This window comes from Pseudarthrobacter kochi (genome assembly GCF_055412805.1).
In genome coordinates, this window is record NZ_JBVAYV010000004.1 from 133,785 (window position 1) to 152,254 (window position 18,470).

The 18,470-nt window shown below is 68.1% G+C and carries 19 protein-coding genes; 10 read left to right on the forward strand and 9 right to left on the reverse strand.

Annotation, left to right across the window (positions count from 1 at the left end):
• The first annotated feature begins 7 nt into the window (after window positions 1–7).
• The 3 genes from ACZY0Y_RS03810 (at window position 8) to ACZY0Y_RS03820 (ending at window position 2,837) form a co-directional block, all read left to right on the forward strand.
• Window positions 8–1,219: an NAD(P)-dependent malic enzyme gene (locus tag ACZY0Y_RS03810; RefSeq protein ID WP_463883835.1), complete on the forward strand. Its 1,212-nt coding sequence runs from the start codon at window positions 8–10 to the stop codon at window positions 1,217–1,219.
• Between the two features lie 98 nt (window positions 1,220–1,317).
• Complete coding sequence (locus tag ACZY0Y_RS03815) at window positions 1,318–1,818, forward strand: DUF456 domain-containing protein (protein WP_160668785.1); 501 nt, start codon at window positions 1,318–1,320, stop codon at window positions 1,816–1,818.
• A gap of 38 nt (window positions 1,819–1,856) precedes the next feature.
• On the forward strand, window positions 1,857–2,837 hold the full coding sequence (locus ACZY0Y_RS03820; RefSeq protein ID WP_463883837.1) for a hypothetical protein: 981 nt from the start codon (window positions 1,857–1,859) through the stop codon (window positions 2,835–2,837).
• A 274-nt stretch (window positions 2,838–3,111) separates the two neighbouring features.
• Here ACZY0Y_RS03820 and ACZY0Y_RS03825 read toward each other — a convergent pair whose 3' ends face one another.
• Window positions 3,112–3,762, reverse strand: a complete 651-nt coding sequence (locus tag ACZY0Y_RS03825; protein ID WP_463883839.1) for a LysE family translocator — start codon at window positions 3,760–3,762, stop codon at window positions 3,112–3,114.
• A 102-nt stretch (window positions 3,763–3,864) separates the two neighbouring features.
• On the opposite strand from ACZY0Y_RS03825, the gene ACZY0Y_RS03830 reads away from it, so the two are divergent.
• The gene (locus tag ACZY0Y_RS03830) at window positions 3,865–4,320 is read left to right on the forward strand and encodes an Lrp/AsnC family transcriptional regulator (RefSeq protein WP_463883841.1); all 456 of its coding nucleotides are present in this window, start codon (window positions 3,865–3,867) and stop codon (window positions 4,318–4,320) included.
• Window positions 4,321–4,357: 37 nt separating this feature from the next.
• On the opposite strand, the gene ACZY0Y_RS03835 is transcribed toward ACZY0Y_RS03830, so the two are convergent.
• Window positions 4,358–4,825 (reverse strand): Lrp/AsnC family transcriptional regulator, encoded by a 468-nt coding sequence (locus ACZY0Y_RS03835; RefSeq protein ID WP_463956853.1) that lies wholly within the window; start codon window positions 4,823–4,825, stop codon window positions 4,358–4,360.
• Between the two features lie 385 nt (window positions 4,826–5,210).
• Here ACZY0Y_RS03835 and gluQRS point away from each other — a divergent pair, with 385 nt between their 5' ends.
• Together gluQRS and ACZY0Y_RS03845 are read left to right on the forward strand one after the other, a co-directional pair.
• Window positions 5,211–6,107: a tRNA glutamyl-Q(34) synthetase GluQRS gene (gene gluQRS / locus ACZY0Y_RS03840; RefSeq protein WP_463956854.1), complete on the forward strand. Its 897-nt coding sequence runs from the start codon at window positions 5,211–5,213 to the stop codon at window positions 6,105–6,107.
• Window positions 6,108–6,116: 9 nt separating this feature from the next.
• The gene (locus ACZY0Y_RS03845) at window positions 6,117–6,791 is read left to right on the forward strand and encodes an HD domain-containing protein (protein WP_463883844.1); all 675 of its coding nucleotides are present in this window, start codon (window positions 6,117–6,119) and stop codon (window positions 6,789–6,791) included.
• An 8-nt stretch (window positions 6,792–6,799) separates the two neighbouring features.
• On the opposite strand, the gene ACZY0Y_RS03850 is transcribed toward ACZY0Y_RS03845, so the two are convergent.
• The 3 genes from ACZY0Y_RS03850 to ACZY0Y_RS03860 form a co-directional block, all read right to left on the reverse strand.
• Window positions 6,800–8,116, reverse strand: coding sequence for an ATP-binding protein (locus tag ACZY0Y_RS03850; protein WP_463956855.1), 1,317 nt, complete (start codon window positions 8,114–8,116; stop codon window positions 6,800–6,802).
• A 198-nt stretch (window positions 8,117–8,314) separates the two neighbouring features.
• Window positions 8,315–8,911 carry a DUF305 domain-containing protein gene (locus ACZY0Y_RS03855; RefSeq protein WP_463883848.1) on the reverse strand — a complete coding sequence of 199 codons (597 nt, stop codon included), beginning with the start codon at window positions 8,909–8,911 and terminating at the stop codon, window positions 8,315–8,317.
• Window positions 8,908–9,240, reverse strand: a complete 333-nt coding sequence (locus ACZY0Y_RS03860) for a hypothetical protein (protein WP_463883849.1) — start codon at window positions 9,238–9,240, stop codon at window positions 8,908–8,910. The genes ACZY0Y_RS03855 and ACZY0Y_RS03860 overlap by 4 nt, the downstream gene beginning before the upstream one ends.
• Before the next feature lie 142 nt (window positions 9,241–9,382).
• Here ACZY0Y_RS03860 and ACZY0Y_RS03865 point away from each other — a divergent pair, with 142 nt between their 5' ends.
• Window positions 9,383–9,718, forward strand: coding sequence for an ArsR/SmtB family transcription factor (locus ACZY0Y_RS03865; RefSeq protein WP_160668795.1), 336 nt, complete (start codon window positions 9,383–9,385; stop codon window positions 9,716–9,718).
• The gene (locus tag ACZY0Y_RS03870) at window positions 9,715–10,782 is read left to right on the forward strand and encodes a cation diffusion facilitator family transporter (protein WP_463956856.1); all 1,068 of its coding nucleotides are present in this window, start codon (window positions 9,715–9,717) and stop codon (window positions 10,780–10,782) included. Before ACZY0Y_RS03865 ends, ACZY0Y_RS03870 begins: the two co-directional genes overlap by 4 nt.
• Here the strand turns inward: ACZY0Y_RS03870 and ACZY0Y_RS03875 are convergent.
• Both ACZY0Y_RS03875 and ACZY0Y_RS03880 read right to left on the reverse strand, forming a co-directional pair.
• Window positions 10,779–11,735 (reverse strand): L-lactate dehydrogenase, encoded by a 957-nt coding sequence (locus ACZY0Y_RS03875; protein WP_463883853.1) that lies wholly within the window; start codon window positions 11,733–11,735, stop codon window positions 10,779–10,781. The genes ACZY0Y_RS03870 and ACZY0Y_RS03875 overlap by 4 nt on opposite strands.
• A gap of 30 nt (window positions 11,736–11,765) precedes the next feature.
• Window positions 11,766–12,383: a uracil-DNA glycosylase family protein gene (locus ACZY0Y_RS03880; RefSeq protein WP_463883854.1), complete on the reverse strand. Its 618-nt coding sequence runs from the start codon at window positions 12,381–12,383 to the stop codon at window positions 11,766–11,768.
• A gap of 326 nt (window positions 12,384–12,709) precedes the next feature.
• On the opposite strand from ACZY0Y_RS03880, the gene ACZY0Y_RS03885 reads away from it, so the two are divergent.
• On the forward strand, window positions 12,710–14,842 hold the full coding sequence (locus ACZY0Y_RS03885; protein WP_463956857.1) for a glycoside hydrolase family 3 C-terminal domain-containing protein: 2,133 nt from the start codon (window positions 12,710–12,712) through the stop codon (window positions 14,840–14,842).
• A gap of 24 nt (window positions 14,843–14,866) precedes the next feature.
• Here the strand turns inward: ACZY0Y_RS03885 and ACZY0Y_RS03890 are convergent, their stop codons facing one another.
• Window positions 14,867–16,255, reverse strand: coding sequence for an HNH endonuclease (locus ACZY0Y_RS03890; RefSeq protein ID WP_463956858.1), 1,389 nt, complete (start codon window positions 16,253–16,255; stop codon window positions 14,867–14,869).
• 123 nt (window positions 16,256–16,378) lie between these two features.
• On the opposite strand from ACZY0Y_RS03890, the gene ACZY0Y_RS03895 reads away from it, so the two are divergent.
• The gene (locus ACZY0Y_RS03895) at window positions 16,379–16,888 is read left to right on the forward strand and encodes a hypothetical protein (protein ID WP_463956859.1); all 510 of its coding nucleotides are present in this window, start codon (window positions 16,379–16,381) and stop codon (window positions 16,886–16,888) included.
• Window positions 16,889–16,897: 9 nt separating this feature from the next.
• Here ACZY0Y_RS03895 and ACZY0Y_RS03900 read toward each other — a convergent pair whose 3' ends face one another.
• Complete coding sequence (locus tag ACZY0Y_RS03900; protein ID WP_463956860.1) at window positions 16,898–18,385, reverse strand: amidohydrolase; 1,488 nt, start codon at window positions 18,383–18,385, stop codon at window positions 16,898–16,900.
• Between the last annotated feature and the right edge of the window lie 85 nt (window positions 18,386–18,470).

Sequence of the window (18,470 nt, forward strand, 5' to 3'; positions counted from 1 at the left end):
CAATGAAGTGTCCATTGAGACGACTATCCCCACCGACGCTACTTCCCCCGCAGAGCCCGTAGAGGTGCTGAGTGACGAGGAAATTTTCGCATCCCACCAGGGCGGCAAGCTTTCAATTTCCAGCACTGTGCCGCTCGCCAGCAAGCGCGACCTTTCCATCGCGTACACGCCCGGCGTCGCCCAGGTCAGCCGCGCCATCGCCGCCAACCCGGAGCTCGCCAAGACCCTCACGTGGGCCCAGCGCCTCGTTGTCGTCGTCAGCGACGGCACGGCCGTGCTCGGCCTGGGCGACATCGGGGCCAGCGCCTCGCTGCCCGTGATGGAGGGCAAGTCCGCCCTGTTCAAGGCCTTCGGCGAACTCGACTCCATCCCGTTGGTGCTCAACACCACCAACGTCGACGAGATCGTGGAGACCCTCGTCCGCCTTCGTCCGAGCTTCGGCGCCGTCAACCTTGAGGACGTCTCAGCGCCGCGCTGCTTCGAACTCGAGGAGAAGCTCATCGAAGCCCTCGACTGCCCCGTTATGCACGATGACCAGCACGGCACCGCCGTCGTCGTGCTCGCCGCCCTGACCGGCGCCGCCAAGGTGACCGGTCGTGGACTCGAGAAACTGCGCGTTGTCGTCTCGGGCGCCGGCGCTGCCGGGATTGCCGTCGCGCAGATGCTGCTCTCCGCCGGGATTACCGACGTTGTGCTGCTGGACTCCCGCGGGGTCATCAACAGCAAACGTGCGGACATCGCTGCCCACCCCGAGGGCAAGAAGGCGCAGCTGGCCAGGAGCGGGAACCCGCGCGATGTCTCCGGCGGCCCCGCCGAGGCATTGCTCAACGCCGACGTTTTCATTGGCGTCTCCTCCTCCAAGCTGGACGAGGACCACCTCAAGCTCATGAACAAGGACGCGATCGTGTTCGCCCTCTCCAACCCGGACCCCGAAGTCCTGCCGGAGGTCGCACGCAAGTACGCGGCGGTCGTCGCCACGGGCCGCAGCGACTTCCCGAACCAGATCAACAACGTCCTGGCCTTCCCCGGCATCTTCCGCGGAGCCCTCGACGCCGGCGCCCGCCGGATCACGCCGGCCATGAAGCTGGCCGCAGCCCGCGCCATCGCCGCACTGGCCGAGGAGGACCTTTCCGCCGACTACATCGTCCCCAGCCCGCTGGACCCGCGGGTGGCACCGGCGGTTTCCGCCGCCGTCGCCGCGGCGGTTGAAGCCGAGTAGACACAGCTGAACAGAAGACGACGGCGCCGCACCCCCGGGGATGCGGCGCCGTCGTCGTCGGGTGCTCCGGGCACCGGCTCGAACCATAGACTGGAGCGATGAACCCCGAGACTGTCGTGACGATCCTGTGCGGCCTCGCCATCCTGGTGGGCGTGGCCGGCACCGTCATCCCCGTGCTTCCCGGCAGCATCCTGATCGGACTGAGCCTGCTCGCGTGGGCCATCTGGGGCGGCGCCGGAACCATCGGCTGGGTGGTGTTCGGGATCGGCCTGGTCTTTGTCCTGGCCGGGATGGCCGCCAGCGCGGTCCTGACCGGGCGGAAACTCAAACAACACAGCATTCCCGGCCGCTCGGTGGTGGCCGGGCTGGTCCTCGGGGTGGTGGGGATGTTCATCATCCCCGTCGTGGGCCTGTTTGTCGGTTTCGCCGCCGGCCTGCTGCTGAGCGAGTTGCAGCGCACGCGCGTGTTCGGCACTGCCGTGGCATCCAGCTGGGCGGCATTGAAGGCCACCGGTCTGGGAATGATCGTGGAGTTCGGACTCGCCTGCCTGGCCGGCAGCACCTGGGTGATCGGACTCTGGATTTCGGCCGCGGCCTAGTCTGCCCGCGGCCGCCCCGGGCGGACTAGCATGGAGTCATGAGCGCCGGACCAGGGGAAACCGCCCCCCGACCAGCCCTATACCGCGACCACCGCGACCTGACGCCGTTCCGGACGCCGGTGATCCGGACGCCTGTCCGCGGACTCGCCAACGGCGTCGCCGGTGCCGTGGCGGGGCGGATCCGTGGTTCACTTCCCGTGGAAGGCGGCGCACCCCGGCTCGGCAAAGTGGGTGGCAGGGCACCGGGCAAAGCGGCGAAGACCGTGCATGCCGCCATCTTCGCCAGCTCCGACCCGGACCGGCTGATCGCCCTGGCGCACGCCAACCCCGGGTGGGCCGGGCTGTGCTACCTGATGGCCGGACTGCAGAGCTATGCCCAGGGCGGCCACCTCCGCTCCTCCGAACTGCTCCAGCGCGGCCTGCTGATCAGGAACGACGACGACGCGAACAGCTATGCGTCCGTCTATCTGGCCCGTGTCATCACCCGGGTGGCCGTGGCCGAGCGGGTCGAGGTTCCCGTCCTGTTCAGCGAGGAGGCTGCGTTCCTGGCGTTGTCCCATTCGCTGCGCGAGACAGGCCAGGGCGAGTCCGCACTCGCGGCACTGACGGGACTGCCGCCGTCGTTGCCCATGTCCCTGGCGCGCTGCTCTCTGGCCGCGTCGCTGGGACGGCATCTGGACGTGGTGGCGGACACGGAAGGGCTGCTCAACGGAGACGACCTCTCGGCGGCGCTGCTCCTGGTGCGGGCCCGGTCGCTCCGGAAACTTGGCGACGACCGGGAAGCACGGGCAGCCCTGCAGGAGGTCCTGCGCCGGCGCACGACCGATTTCACGCTCCGCAGCGATGCCCTGACGGACCGGGCGCTGCTCCTCCTGGACAACGGGCGGAAGGTGCTGAACCGGCTTGAGTGGCAGCACCGCCAGCCCACTGAACTGGAGACGGTCAGGACACTCCGCAAGGATGCCGAACTGCATGAGCTCTGGGACCGGGAATATGGCCTCGCCGACGACGGCGACTGAACCAGGGAGACGGGTCCCGTTCCGGATCAATGACCCTTGCGGGCTCGCGGAAGCAGGGAGTAAAACCGAGGAATGAGAGATGCGGCAGCGCGCTGGACGGCGGCAGGGCCTTCGTGCAGGGCCGCACCGACTACCGCGAGGACAGCCGCAGCTACGACAACCTCTGGATCATCCAGCTCACGGGGGACGGCCGAGCCACGGCGTTCACCGAGTGGTACATGCCGCGCACGTGACGGGGCGGCCGGAGGCCGCGCGCAGCCCCAGCCGCGGGTCCTCAGCCTCGAGGCATGACGTGGCCCAGGAGCGGTACCAGTTGCTCGGACAGCAGTACGGCGCCCAGTGCCACCATGATGATGCCGCTCGCGAGCGTCACTCTCCGTGCCGCTCCCGGCCGGGAGTGCAGCAGTTTGCGTGACAGCAATGCAACGCACGTGTAGACCACGGCAACCAGCAGGACAAACGTCAGGCCGAGAAGGCCCGACTGCACCGGCACGGGCAGCGACGCCTCCGGGCTGACAAACTGCGGCACCAGGGCAACATAGAACAACAGTCCTTTCGGGTTGATGCCGCTGGTTCCCATGCCCTGCAGGAAGGTCCGGAACTGGTTCGCCGGAGCCCGCACTTCTGCGGTGCCGAAGCTCGCCCCGCGCCAGGACCGGATGGTCGAGAGCCCGAGCCAGAGAAGATAGCCGGCGCCTGCCACGGTCAGCCATCCCAGTACGCCGGGAATCCCGGTGAGCAGCGCTGCCAGGCCAGCCACCAGGAGCACCGTGTGCAGCACATAGCCGCCGCAGAGTCCCGCCACGGCAGGCACAAAGCTGCGCTGCTTCAGGCCTGCGGCGATGGAATAGGCCCAGTCCACTCCAGGCGTGCAGGCAAGGGCGCCGGCAACCACCAAAAAGGCAATGAAAAGCTGGGGGTTCATGGCGGTCTCCTGACGCTGGGTACAGGAAAAGTCTAGGAAAAAATGCGCCCAAAGTGTTCCCTGTTTTCGCGGAGAAACACTGGTTGCGGGTAAGATTATTGCGTGGTTGACCATTTGGACAGAAGTATTTTGCGCTACCTCAAAGAGGATGGCCGCATGACGGCGACAGCGCTCGCGGCCAAGGTGGGATTGACCGTGGCGCCCTGCCACCGGCGGCTCCGCGACCTGGAGGCGTCCGGCGTCATCCGCGGCTACCGGGCGGACATCGATCCGGCCGCCGTGGGGCTCGGGTTCGAGGCGATAGTGTTCGTCACGCTGCGGCAGGTGGACCGCGCCACGATGGAGATCTTCGAGAACCGGGTGGCGGACAACCCGAATATCGTGGAGGCCCAGCGATTGTTCGGCTCGCCCGACTACCTGCTCAAGGTCATCGCCGAGGACCTGCCCGCCTACCAGCGCTTCTATGACAGCGAACTGACCTCGCTGCCCGGGGTCGAGCGCCTGACGTCGACACTGGTCATGAAGAACCTGAAGACCAATACCGGGCCGCCCGTCTAGGCCGCACGGGCGCTGTTCCGGGACTGCTGGAGGGGACTCAGGCGCCCAGCAGCCCCGTCGTCCGGTATGGGATGACTTCGCGCAGGAACATGCTGGTGGACGTCCGCACGATTCCCGGGCAAAGCCGGATCTCTTCGGAGACCCGGTACAAATCGTCCGGGCTTGTGGCCACCACCCGGATCAGCAGATCGGTCTCCCCGGCCGGCGCGTGGCATTCGAGGACTTCGGGGATGTTCCGGAGCGCGGCAATTGCCTCATTCAGATGGCTCTGGTCCAGTTCCGCGCTCACCGACGCCGCCACGCCCCGGCCCAGCGCCGAGGGCAGCACGCGGCTGCTGTTGGGCCGGAGTGCACCCGACGCCGTCATCCGCTCCAGGCGCGACTGCACGGTGCCGCGGGCCAGGCCCAGTTTCTGGGCCAGCACCATGATAGGCAGCCGGGGATCCTCGTCAAGGGCGAGGAGGATCCGACGGTCGGTCCCGTCGAGTTCCTGCAAAGTGACCATTTCCTGTTCATTCTTGTGGCTTGCATTGGTCAATCTGACTACTCTAGAGCAAGCTCGTTGCACCAACTGTAGGCCTTCTGGTGAAATAGTGACAACAAAGGGACGAGGCCACCGCCGGACCCCAAAGGCTACAAGTACCCCGGCACACCACCCGGACCTTGGATGAGGATTCCCGCAAGGAACCCGCCAGCTGATTGACTCTTGTTCACACCATCGTCATTCCGCACGAAAACTCCGCAATCTCAGTTCTCCCGATTCGCAGTGCCATGGCCCGGAGGAACTCCCCGGGCCCGGCACGGCAAGAGCCCCTGAGCCACCGACGTCGGTTTTCCGAAGTCATCGGTAGCTGAGGGGCTCTTGTGTTCGCTGCGCATAGGCTGGAGCCATGACCTCTGCCGGCCGCTTCGCCCCCAGCCCCTCCGGCGAACTGCATGTCGGCAACCTCCGCACGGCCATCCTGGCCTGGCTCTTCGCCCGGTCCACGGGCCGGCGGTTCCTGATGCGCGTCGAGGACCTTGACAGGGCACGGGCCGGCGCCGAGGCTGAGCAGCTCCGCGACCTGGCTGCAATCGGTATCACCTGGGACGGCGGCGTCGTCCGCCAGACCGACCGCGGGGCCCACTATGCGGCCGCGATCGCCAGGCTTGCCGCGGCGGACCTGACCTATGAGTGCTTCTGCACCCGCCGGGAGATCCAGGAGGCCCCGTCCGCGCCGCATGCCCCGCAAGGCGCCTATCCCGGCACCTGCCGGAACCTCACTGCCGCCGAGCGCGAGGCGAAGCGCGCCGCCCGGCCGGCGGCGGTCCGGCTCCGGTCAACCGTTACCGAGGCGACCGTGCAGGACCTGCTGCGCGGCAGCTACACCGGCGTGGTGGACGACTTTGTATTGCGGCGCAATGACGGCGTCATCGCGTACAACCTGGCCGTGGTGGTCGATGACGCCGAACAAGGCATTGACCAGGTGGTGCGCGGCGACGACCTGCTGCCGTCCACACCCCGGCAGGCCTATCTCGCCCTGCTGCTGAATATGCCTGTCCCGGAATATGCGCATGTTCCGCTTGTGCTGAACGCCGACGGCGCCCGGCTGGCCAAGCGCGACGGCGCCGTCACGCTCGCGGACCTCACGGCCGAAGGCGTGCCCCCGGAGGACGTGCGGGATGTGCTGCTGGTATCCCTCGGGCTGCCGACCGGACCGCTGGAGCACGCCCTCGCCGTGTTCGACCCCGCCGCGCTGCCGAAGCAGCCGTGGGTGTGGCCCGGGCTGGGCGGCGCCGGCGCGTAGGCTGGAATCATGTCAGAACCAGAATTCACGGAAGCACGCGCCCCTCAACCGAGTTTCACCGTGGAGACGGCGAAGATCCTTGCCGAGGTCGCCCACAATCGGCAGAAGGACAAGCTCAAGCGCCCGTACCGCGAGCACGTAATCGCCGTCGGGGATGCGCTGGCGGATTTCGACGACGACATCCGGATTGCCGGCTACCTGCATGACATCGCCGAGGACACCCCCATGACGCGGCAGGCCCTGCTGGACATGGGTGTCTCCGAGCGTGCGGTGGACATCATCGAGCGCGTCACGAAGCGACTGCACGAGAACCCGGACGACTACCAGGCCGGCATCCGCTACATCGCGGAAGACCACGACGCCACCCTCGTGAAAATTGCGGACAACGCGCACAACTCATTGCCAGAACGGGTCAGGGCGCTGGCCGAGAAGTGGCCGGACAAGCCGCCGGTCACCCGCTACGATGAGGCCCGCCCGGTGCTCTATGCCGCGGTTCCGGTGGAGGAAACCCGGAAGATCCTGGCCCGGATCAATCCGTGGCTCTTGGACGAGCTCGACGATCTGCTCGACGAGGCGGACGACACCGACTACGAAAACCTCTCCTATGACGACGCCACGGAAGCGGAGCCGGCGCCGGTCGAGTCGGCCGGGTCCGCCGAAACCGGGGAGCAGCGGAACCCGTAGCCCTTTGGCTACACCCGGCCCAAGGCGTCGATGTCCTCGAGGAACTGCTGGTGGACTTCCTCGCTGACCGTGGTGCGGGTATCCGCGATCGCGTCGAGGTAGTCCTGCGTCGCGGGGCCCTTCCGGACGGCCTCGCGGACTGAGGCATTGCCGCTGGAAGCCAGCCCGCCGTCGTCGTACACGGCCTTCTCCAGGGCGCGCTGGGACGCGCTTCGGGCCGCATACTCGATGTCCGCGGGGGAGAAGCCCTCGGTGCGGTCCACCAGGAGCTCCACGTCCACGTCGTCCACCACCGTGGCGGGAATGAAGCGCTGCCACATGGCCTCGCGGGCCTGCCGGTCGGGCAGGCCGATGGGAATGACATAGTCGAATCGGCCGTGGCGCAGGAATGCGGTGTCCAGGGCGCGGATGAAGTTGGTGGCGCAGACCAGCAGGCGTCCCGGCTGTTCGCGGAAGGCCGGGATGATCTTGAGGAGTTCGTTGGTGACGCCCTGCAGCGGCGACGGGGGTTCGCCGGAGCGCTGGGAGGCGATCTCCTCGACCTCATCGATGAAGACGACGGCGTGCTCCAGCTCGGCGATCTCCAGGAAGGTCTCGCGCAGGGCACCTGCGAGGCCCTTGGGGTCGGAGGCCAGGCGGGAGGGGAAGACCTCCACAAAGGGCCACTCCAGGCGGGAGGCAATCGCCTTCGCGAAGGTCGTCTTGCCGGTGCCGGGCGGGCCGAAGAGCACGACGGCGCGCGGCGGCACCACACCGTATTCGTCGGCGAGGTCGGCCTCGGCCAAGGGCAGGACGAGGCGGCGTTCCAGCAGCTCCTTCTCGTTCCGCATGCCGGCGACGTTTTCCCAGAGGTCGCGGGCCAGGATGCGGCCGCCGAGCTGGCTAAGCGGTTCGAGTTCCTGACGCTGCACCGGGATCTTCCGCTCGAAATAGCGCAGGTTCTTCTTCAGCACGAAGCCGCGGCCCAGGAACGCTTCCACCCGGGTCTCGGATTCCGGCATGAGCGCGGAGAGCTTGTTCAGCCCGTGCGGCGCCATCCGGTTCTCGACGGAGGCCAGCAGCGAGGTGCCGATCCCGCGGCCACGGAATTCGGGGAGGGTGGCCAGGAAAACGATCCAGCCCTGGTCGTGGGCGGCGCGGCCGACGGCGGCCCCCACCACTTGGTCGCCCTGCACCGCGACCACGGCGTGGTCCTTTTCGCAGGAGGCCAGCACCTCGGAGAGCGCGTAGACCGGCTCGACATTGCTGGCCTTGAGGGACTCCCAGAGGTGCAGGATGCCGTCGAGATCGGCGGAATGGAAATCCCTGATTCGCCAGTTCGTCATGTGGTGTCTCCCGGGTGGTTCGGCGCTGAGCCAGTGTGAGTCTGTCTGCTGAGCATACGCGAACCGCTCCCGCGAGAGGTTGCGGGGACGATGCGTTACGCCCCCGCGACCAGCCGCGCCCCCTGCCGAGGTGAGACGTCGCGCCCATGATTCCTCGGGGCATGGGCGCGAAACCTCACCTCGGGGCCCACGGACCGGTTAGAGGCCCGCGAGCAGGTCCTTCATTTCCTGGATCTCGCCCGTTTGGGAGGCCGCAATGTCCTTGCCGAGCTGAACGGCGTCGGCATTCTTGCCGCTGCGGACCTCGGCGTTGGCCATCTCGACGGCGCCTTCGTGGTGCGTAATCATCTGGCTGAGGAACAGCCGGGCGGCCTCGGTGCCTTGGGCGGCGTCGAGCCTTGTGAGGTCGTCGCCGCTCATCATGCCGGTCATGGAGTGTCCGCCGGGCGCCTGCGTGGGTTCGCTCCAGCCCTTGAGCCAGCCGGTCATCTTTTCGATCTCGGGCGCCTGGGCTGCCTTGATCTTCGTTGCCAGCGCGGTGACCCGGGCGTCGATACCCTGCTTCTTCAGGATCATGTCGCTCATCTCGACGGCTTGGGCGTGGTGCGGAATCATGGCCTGGGCAAACATCGTGTCCGAGCCGTTGTGGTCGGCCACCGCGGCCGGGCTGGCCGGCATGGTGCTGTGGTCCATACCGGGCATACTGCTGGCACTGGAACCGGACCCGGTGGAGCAGCCTGCCAGGGCAATGACGGCGGCGAGGGCGGTGGCGGAAAGCGTGAGGGTCTTCTTCATGGAGAATCGTGTCCTTCGGGGATCCGGCCCTGGAGCCGGAGGTCTGGGGGCGCGCGGTGGCCGTTGGAGTGGCAGACGCACGACGGCGGCTTAGCAGCTGCGGCGTCGTGGCTGGGGTGTTGGCCGTGGGTCGGCGCTGACGCCGGAGCCGCGGGGTGATCTGCCGCGGCGTGTCCGGCACTGCCCGAAACCGGCGCGTAAGAGTGCAGCCCATGGGAGCCGGTGAGGATGTGCATGCCCAGGAAGCCCGCGATCACAGCGAGAATTCCGGCCAGCAGTGCGGCTCGGCGCAGTGAGGAAGCGGGACCTGCCGGGTTGGCTGTGGTCATCGTGGTCCTCCTCTCCGGTGTGCTGTGTGTGGGTTTCACGGTACCGGTGTTCAACGACGGCGACGGGCAGTGTGTTCCAGCCTTCCGCGGTCCACGTCCGTTAGCAGTTGGCCGGCCGGCGCAAGTATGACACTATCTGCGTATGAATGCAGATATGCAGGTTGAGGTCGACAGTCCCCACGTGGAGCTGGCCGTCGAGGTGTTCTCCATGTTGGCCGATGCCACGCGTGTCCGGCTGATCCTGGCACTGGGGGAGGGTGAGCTGCCCGTCAACGTCCTGGCTGAGCGAGTGGGGAAGCCGGCTGCAGCTGTCTCCCAGCACCTGGCCAAGATGCGGCTGGGCGGCATGGTCGCCACCCGGCAGGAGGGCACGAAGGTCTTTTATCGGCTGCAGAATGATCACGCCCGCCAACTGGTGATGGATGCAATCCACCAGGCCGAGCACGCGCTGGGCACTGCCCAGCGGCACAGCGCATGAACCGCCCGTCGGACGCCGTGGACGAACACAGCCACGGCGAAGGCCATGAGCACGAGCACGAGCACCCGCACGACCACAACCACAGCCACGCCCCGCACGGACACACCCACGCCACCGGGCTGAAGGGCTGGCTCCAGTCGGTCTTCGTCCCGCACTCGCACGACGCCGCGGACTCCATCGACGAGGCGCTCGAATCCAGCTCCCAGGGCATCCGTGCGGTCAAGGTCTCCCTGCTCGGGCTCGGCGCCACCTCGCTCTTCCAGCTCGTGATCGTACTGATCAGCGGCTCCGTGGCGCTGCTGGCGGACACGGTGCACAACTTCTCCGACGCCCTGACAGCGGTCCCGCTGTGGATCGCGTTCCTGCTGGGCCGCCGCAAGGCCACCCGGACCTACACCTACGGGTTCGGTCGGGCCGAGGACCTCGCCGGGCTGTTCATCGTGGCGATGATCGCGCTCTCCGCGGTGGTGGCGGCCGTCGAATCCATCCGTCGCTTCTTTGAACCCCAGCCCGTTCACAACCTCGGCTGGGTGCTCGCCGCAGGGCTGGTGGGCTTCGCCGGCAACGAACTCGTCGCCATCTACCGGATCCGTGTCGGCCGGCGGATCGGTTCCGCCGCCCTGGTGGCCGACGGTATCCACGCCCGGACGGACGGTTTCACCTCGCTGGCGGTCGTCGCGGGCGTCATCGGCGTCTGGCTCGGCTTCCCGCTCGCGGACCCCATCGTGGGTCTGCTGATTTCGGCCGCCATCGTGGTCCTCCTGTGGGGCACCGTGCGTGACGTCGGACGGCGGCTGATGGACGGCGTCGATCCTGACCTGACGCAGCAGGTCGAGGCCGTCATTGCGGAACATTCCAGGGCCGGTGGGACCGCCCGGCTGCGCTGGTCCGGCCACCGCCTGCACGTCGAGGTTACGGTGCCGATCGCGCCGGATGTCCACATGGTGGAGCTCGCCTCGGTGACGTCCAACATGGAACGCGAGCTCCGGCACGTCCTGCCGCACCTGGGCACAGTGACAGTGGTGCCCGTTTTCGCTACGGCAAGCGCGCCTCAGGTCCCCTAGATCCCCAGCGTCGCCAAACTCTGCTGCAGCGTCTCCGCCGAGTGGTGCAGCGAGGCGAGTTCGCCGTCGTCCATGGGGGTATCCAGCACCGAATGGACCCCGCCGTGGCCCACGATGCTGGGCAGCGACAGCGCCACTCCGGTGATTCCGTACTGGCCATCCAGCACGGTCGACACCGGCAGGACGGCGTTCTCCGCGCGCAGCAGGGCCTCCACGATGCGCGCGCCGGACAGCCCGATCGCATAGTTCGTGGCGCCCTTCCCGGCGATCACCTTGTAGGCGGCCTGCGTCACTTCCCGCGCGGTCTCGGCGAGGTAGTCGGACGTGAAGACGCGTTCCCCGTCGACCTCCCAGTTGCGGATCGGGACCGGGCCGATTGTGGCACCGGACCAGATGGGGAATTCGGTGTCGCCGTGCTCGCCCACCATGCTGGCGTGGACGCTGGTGAGGAAGACGCCTGCCTTGCGCGCCAGCAGCCAGCGCAGCCGGGACGTGTCGAGCACCGTGCCGGAGGAGAAAATGCGCGACGACGGCAGGCCGGAGATCTTCTGCGCCGCGACTGTCAGGACATCGCAGGGATTGGTCACCAGCACGTAGACGGCGTCCGGGGAGTGCGCGAGCAGCTGCGGCATGAGCTGTTCGAGGATGCGGACGTTGGTGCCGGCCAGGTCCAGCCGCGTTTGACCCGGCGCCTGTTTGGCCCCGGCGGTGATGACGACGACGTCGGCCCCTTCCGTCGCGGAGATATCCCCGCCGCCGGTGACGGTTGCCGCTGCGGCGGCGAACTGGGTGCCGTGGGCCAGGTCCAGCACCTCTGCCTCGGCCTTGGTGGCGTTGACGTCGAAGAGGGCGACGTTGGAGGCCGAGCCGCGGATCAGCGCCGCGTAGGCGAGGGAGGTGCCGACACTGCCGGCGCCGACAATTGCGAGTTTTGATCCGGGATTCTGGGACATGGGGTGCCTCTTTCCGGTCAGGCGACTCTTCTAGAGGTGCTGGATGCCGGCCCGCTGCATGGCGTCCTTGTAGACCTCGACGTTCTTGCTCAGGAGTTCCTCCTGCTTGGCCGCCGAGACGGCGAAGGCGCGGCCGCCGAGTGCGGTTGCCTTGTAGATCTTGACGCCGCGGTTCTTCAGGGAGGAGTGGTACGTCTTCTCGAACAGCGTCAGGAAGGCGTGGGCGTCGGCGCCGTGGGCGATGACGGCCGAGACGCGCTTGTTGATCTTCAGGAACTGGCGGAAGGGCCGCAGGCCGTCCGTCTTCTCCTGGACGTTCAGCGCGGAGGGGAGCTCGGGATCGCGGACCCAGGGGTAGGCGTTCCACGGCATCACGTAGCGGGGGTCGAGCTCGACGGCCTCGTAGATGGAGGTGGCACGGCGGGCGGCCTCGTCATCGTTGAAGTGGGAAACGAAGCCCGACTCGGTGCCCTTGCCCGGGGCGATGTGGAGGCTGATGATCCGGCACTCGTCCTCGTCATGGACGGGGTCGATGTAGGGGACGACCGACCCCGGCTTCTTTTCCATCAGTTCGTCGCAAAGCTGCGTTACGGCGGCGATGTTCGGTTCCTGCAGCAGGGTCTTCTTTTCGTCCCAGTCAATCGTCACGATTTCTCCCTCAGCGCTCGGCGTCCAGAATCAGGCGTCTGGTTCCACTCTACGCTTTTGGGCGCTGGGGCGTTCTTTAGGTCGGATTGCGGCCAGAGGCGTTCGGCCCCTAGTCATGGCCCGGCCACCGGGCGTACGCTTAAATTGCCTGCAGGTAGCCATCTGATTAAGCCGGGTCGTTCAGGACATGAAAATGTCCGAGCCATCTCATAGCGAGATCGCGAAGGTACCTGCAGGCCTCGTATTTAAGGCGACGCCGCCCCGGGCCGGGACGCATGTCCGTTTCCTCAGCCCCCGCCGGGATGACCCCCGAAAGCAGGCAACGCGTGAATTCAGAGGCGGTGAAGCGGGCCCGGGAAGTTGAGGCGCAGCTGACGGACGAGGAGCGCTTCTCGCTGCTGATCAGTGTCATGGGCACCAACGAGGTGCTCAAGGACCAGGATCCGCGCATCCCGGACGGCGTCCCGATGAGCGCCGGCTACACGCCGGGGATCCCGCGGCTGGGCATCCCCGCCCTGCTGATGAGCGACGCGAGCCTGGGCGTGACCAACCCGGGCTACCGCGAGGGTGACACCGCCACAGCGCTTCCAGCCTCCATCGCGCTCGGTGCCAGCTTCAACCCGGAACTTGCCCGCAGATCCGGGCAGCTGGTGGGCAGGGAGGCCCGGAGCAAAGGCTTCAACGTCCAGCTCGCCGGCGGACTTAATCTCCACCGCGACCCGCGCAACGGCCGGAACTTCGAGTACCTGTCCGAGGACCCCTGGCTCACCGGCGTTCTCGGCGCGGAGTCGGTCAAGGGCATCCAGGGCGAGCGCGTGATCTCCACGGTCAAGCACTTCTCCCTGAACTGCAATGAAACCAACCGGCACTGGCTGGACGCGATTATCGACCCGGCCGCGCACCGGGAATCCGACCTGCTCGCGTTCGAGATCGCCATCGAACGCGCCCACCCCGGCTCAGTCATGACCGGCTACAACAAGATCAACGGCACCTATGCGGGCGGCAACGAGGCGCTGCTGCAGGGCATCCTGAAAGGCGCCTGGGGCTTTCCCGGCTGGGTGATGTCCGATTGGGGCGCGACGCCGGGCTGGGACTTCGCGCTGCGGGGCCTGGATCAGGAATCCGGCGCGCAGATCGACGTGATGATGTGGGGACAGGAGAGCTTCACCGCCCCGCTGCGCGCGGCCTACGCGGCGGGTGACTTCCCCAAGGCGCGTCTCTCCGAGATGGTGTCACGCATCCTCTACGCCATCTTCGACGTCGGCATCGATCGCTGGGAGGGAACGCCCGACGTCGACCTCGCCGCCCACGCCGACATCGCCCTCGAGACGGCGCGGCAGGGGATCGTCCTCCTGAAGAACGACGGCATCCTGCCGCTGGCGGCGCCGTCCAATGCCGGCGCGCCCTTCAGGATCGCCGTCATCGGGGGACATGCCCAGCTTGGGGTACCGGCCGGCTGCGGCTCCAGCGCCGTCACGCCGCCCGGCGGCTACGCCGAAATCCACTCCATCGGCGGCCCCGGCATCATGGGCAGCATGCGGAACCTGTACCTGCTGTCCTCCTCGCCGCTGGCGGAACTGCAGAACCTGCTGCCCGACGCCGAGATCGAATACGACCCCGGGATGAGCCCGGGCGAGGCGGCGCTGCTGGCCCGCCGTTCCGACGTCGCCATCGTGTTCGGCATCCGGGTGGAGGGCGAAGGCTACGACACCGCGGACCTTTCCCTGCCCTGGGGGCAGGACGCCGTGATCGAGGCCGTCGCGGAGGCCAACCCGAACGCCGTCGTCGTCATCGAGACCGGCAACCCTGTGGCGATGCCGTGGCTCCCGAAGGTCAGAGCGGTCCTGGCGGCCTGGTATCCCGGCCAGTGCGGGGGCCAGGCGATCGCCGAAATCCTCGCCGGCGTCACCAACCCTTCCGGGAAGCTCCCGCTGACCTTCCCGACAGGCCTGGACCAGACGCCGCGGCCGGAACTCCCGGGCCTCGGCACACCGTGGGGGACCCCGACGACGGTCAACTACCACGAGGGATCCGACGTCGGCTACCGCTGGTTCGCGAAAACCGGGCAGGAGCCCCTGTTCCCCTTCGGCCACGGGCTCAGCTACACCCGGTTCGGTTATGGCGACCTGACGGTGCAGGACCGGGGCGGGGTGCGGGCCGAATTCACTGTCACCAATGTGGGGCCGCGCCGTGGGGCCGACGTACCCCAGCTCTACGTCCTTGAGGGGCCAGAGGGACCCCGGATGCGGCTGCTTGGATTCGAGCGTGTGGACCTCGAGCCCGGCGACTCACGGACCGTCTCGCTGGCCGTTGATCCGCGGCTGCTGGCGTCCTACGACACGGATCGTGGGCAGTGGCACACCGCCGGCGGCAGCTACCGGCTGGTGCTCGGGCACTCGGCAGGGGACTGCACCCTGGAAGCTGACGTGTCCCTGGCCGAGTCGTGGTTCGGCCGGTAGCCGGCCGCCCAGTTCAGCAGATTGTCAGGCCGCCGACACTGCCCTTGGCACTGCCTTGGGTCCGGCACGGGTGGGCGCCTTGGCGAGGTACCGGAGTCGGCGCCGGTGGCGGGATGCTGCTGTTTCAGGAGGAGATCCCGGGAGCGGCGGTGCGGTGGAGTGGTAGTTGTGGCCGGTGGGGGTTTGGATTTCGAGGGTGTGTCTGGGTCCTGGCCGGGGCCTGACGGCCCAACCGGGGGTTTCTTTGACGTGGTTGCAGGCTTCGCAGAGCCCGGCGCCGTTGGCTTGAGTAGTAGGGCCGCCGTGGTGCCAGGGAATGATGTGGTCCAGGTGCCGGATGGGGGCGTCGCAGAACGGTGTGCGGCAGGTGTTGTCCCGGACCTGGATGAGGCGGCGGAGCCCGGTCGGGAAGATCCGGGCGCGGGAGTCCATCGCGACCAGCTCCCCGGCGCCTGGGGCGGTGTAGAGCCGCCGGAGCCAGAGAATCAGGGCCTGGTCTCCGGGGTATGCGCCGGTCTGGGAGTCCTTTCCGGCACCGGCCAGGAGACCCCTTGCCCAGCCGGCGGGGACGATGCCGTAGCCGGGGAGGCGGGCGGGGTCGCCGTGGCCCTGGAAGAGGGTGCGGTCGGTCATGACCAGCTGGATCTCGATGCCGCTGATCCCGCCGGGGGTACCGGTGGTGCGTTCGACGAGGGCGTCGGCCATGAGCTGGCCGCGGGTGCGGGGGTCGCCGGCGTTGCGCAGGGTGTCGGCGTGCCGGGTCAGGGCTGCGTGCAGGGCGACGCCCTGGGCGACCGGGAGCAGGGCGGTGAGGTAGCACATGGTGTCCGGGGCCGGGCGGAGGCTGACGTGCCGTTCGGTGGCGGCGTGGCTGGCGCGCTGGGTGACCGAGCGGGGATCCCGTCGGTAGGCCGCGGTGCGGGCCGCGGCGATGATCTTCCGGTCTCCGGCCCCGTCGAAGGTCCCGGTGTCAGGGGCGAGCTCTTCGTCAACGGCGGCCCGTTCCTCCGCGGTCAGGCAGGCCGTTTCCCGGACCAGGAGGGTGGCGCGCCATTCGTTGAGCTGCCCGGATTCCAGCGCCGCCAGGGTGTGCGGCATCTCCGTGACCAGAGCCTTGGCCAGACCCAGCAGCCGGCCGCCCTTGGCGGGGGATTCGCGCCGGGCGAGGGCGATCTGCGCGCCGACCCCGGTGCCGAGCTCGGCCGCGGGCATCCCGGCGTCGGACTGTTCGCGGCGCTGGAGTAAATCCAACGTGACGGCGAAGCGGGCTTGCGACGCGGCCGCGGCGGACTTCGCTTCCTCGAGTTCACGGATCTGGTTGATCAGTCCGGCACTGTCCCGGGCGGGCCGAACAGCGGCCAGCGTCCGGGCCACCTCCGCGACCGTCATGTCTGTTGCCGCTATTTGAGCCATGTCGGGCTCCTGCTCGCCGTTCATGGATCCAAACTATCGGGCACCTCAGACATTTAGGGCGGCCCCGGAACCCGCGTATCCGTAAGCTTTGAAGGAACGCACGCGCCCCGATCCAAGGAACTTATGCCGCTCAACAGACAGTCACTGAAACAGGACGGGTTCACCGGTTTCCGCGTGCTCGGGGACCTGGACATCAACCGGATCCCGCAGAAACCCGGTATCTTCGCGGTGCTGCGGCCCGAGGGCCTCCGGCCGCAGTTCCTGGCGAAGAGCACGGCCGGCGTCTTCAAGAAGAAGGACCCCACGCTGAAGGCCGAAGTGCTCGCCGCCGAATGGGTCGACGGCGCCGACGCCCTCTATGTGGGCAAGGCCGGCCCCGGCAGCAAAGGCAACCGCGGGCTGCGCCGGCAGATCCAGGAATTCGTCGACTTCGGCAACGGCAAACCGCCAGGCCACTGGGACGGCCGGCTGATCTGGCAGCTCGCCGCGGCCGGGTCTTTGATCGTCGTGTGGAAGGAGCTGCCCGTTGAGCAGCTGAACGAGGCCGAAGCTGGATACCACGCAGCGTTCGTGGACGAGTACGGCCGGCTGCCGTTCGCCAACCTGGTCCAGGCGCGGGTCAAGGGTAGCTGATTCAGCAGGTCAGGCCCCGCCGTGCGTAAACCGCCCCGCCACCAGCGTGGCGGCCACCGGCATCGCCGCGAAGACAGCGTCGGATACCGCCAGGGGATCGCCGTCGAGCACCGCGAAATCCGCCGGATCCCCCACCCGGATCCGGGCCCGTCCGCGAGTTGACGCTGTCAGGGCCTCCTGCCGGGCGAGGGCCTGCTCCGGGTGCCAGGGTTCCCGCCCGTCCTGCCGCGACCGGGTGGTGGCCGCCGACATCGCGGTCCATGGCTCCAGCGGCGCCACAGGCGCATCGGAGCCCAGCGCCAGCGTGGCACCGCCGGCCAGCAGTGACCGCAGCGGGAACGCCCGGTCCGTGCGCCCGGCCCAGTTGGAATCGGCAGCATCGCGGTCATCCAGGGCATGGGCGGGCTGGACGCTCGCCGTGAGGCCCAGCTCGCCGAAGCGGGCGAAGTCCTGGCCGCGGACAAACTGGGCATGCTCAATCCGCCCGGCGATCCCGGCGGCGGCGAAGGCATTCAGCGCGATCTCGTTGGCGCCGTCGCCGATCGCGTGCACCGCCGGGACAAGGCCGGACTCCCTGGCGCGGACCAGCAGCTCCAGCAGATCCGCTTCGCCCACAGTGAGCAGTCCGCGGCCGCCGTGCGGATACGGATCCACACAGTATGCCGTGCGTGTGTTCAGCGAGCCGTCGATCAGCACTTTGAGCGGGCCCACCCGCAACAGCCCCGCCCCGCCGTCGAGCGCCTGCCCGGTCCGCATCCCCTCTGCAATAGCCCGCGCCAGATCCTGCGGATAGACGCCGGCGTCCACCCGGAAGGAATCGAACCCGCCCGCCACGCGGCGCAGCCAGACGTCCCGGTTCCAGGTCATTTCGAAGTCGACGATCCCCACGATCCCGCGCGCGGCCGCTGCCTTCCCGGAGTCCCGCACCCAGGCATCCACCACGGCGTCCGGCAGTTTCCCCAGCTCACGGGTCAGTTCGAAGGCTGGCTCCTCGCGCAGCAGCCCGGACGCGTCCACCGCCACGCCGTAACGGGAAGCCGCCGCACTGTTGAGCCAGACGCAGTGCAGGTCGTGGCTCAGCAGCGCCGTCGGCACACCACGGGTGGCGCCGTCGAGCAGCTCCAGGCTGGGGACATCCGACCAGGCAGCGTCCCGGAATCCGACGCCCACCACCGTCAGGCCGCCGTCGTCAGGGCCGGACAGATAAGAACGCACGACGTCGGCCGCCCCACGCGCCGAGGCCGCGCCGGAGAGGTCGATCCGGTTGGCGGCCAAGGCCCACTGCGTCATGTGGACATGTTCATCCCACAGCCCCGGGATGACGTACCGGCCGTCCAGGTCCACCACCCGGGACGCGGAGGCACGGGTCATGCCGGCGGGACTGATCCGCGAAACCACGCCGTTGGCCACGTGTACGTCGTACAGCTCCGCTCCGCCGGGGAGCCGCACCGAGGCGAGGACGAGATCATGCACGGGGTCTTCAGGAGTCTCAGGCATAGGAAACAGGTTAGGGGCTGCAAAGCGCCGGAGACGGGACTTTCGCCCCTTGCACCCCAAACATGCACCCACCATTCTGGATTTG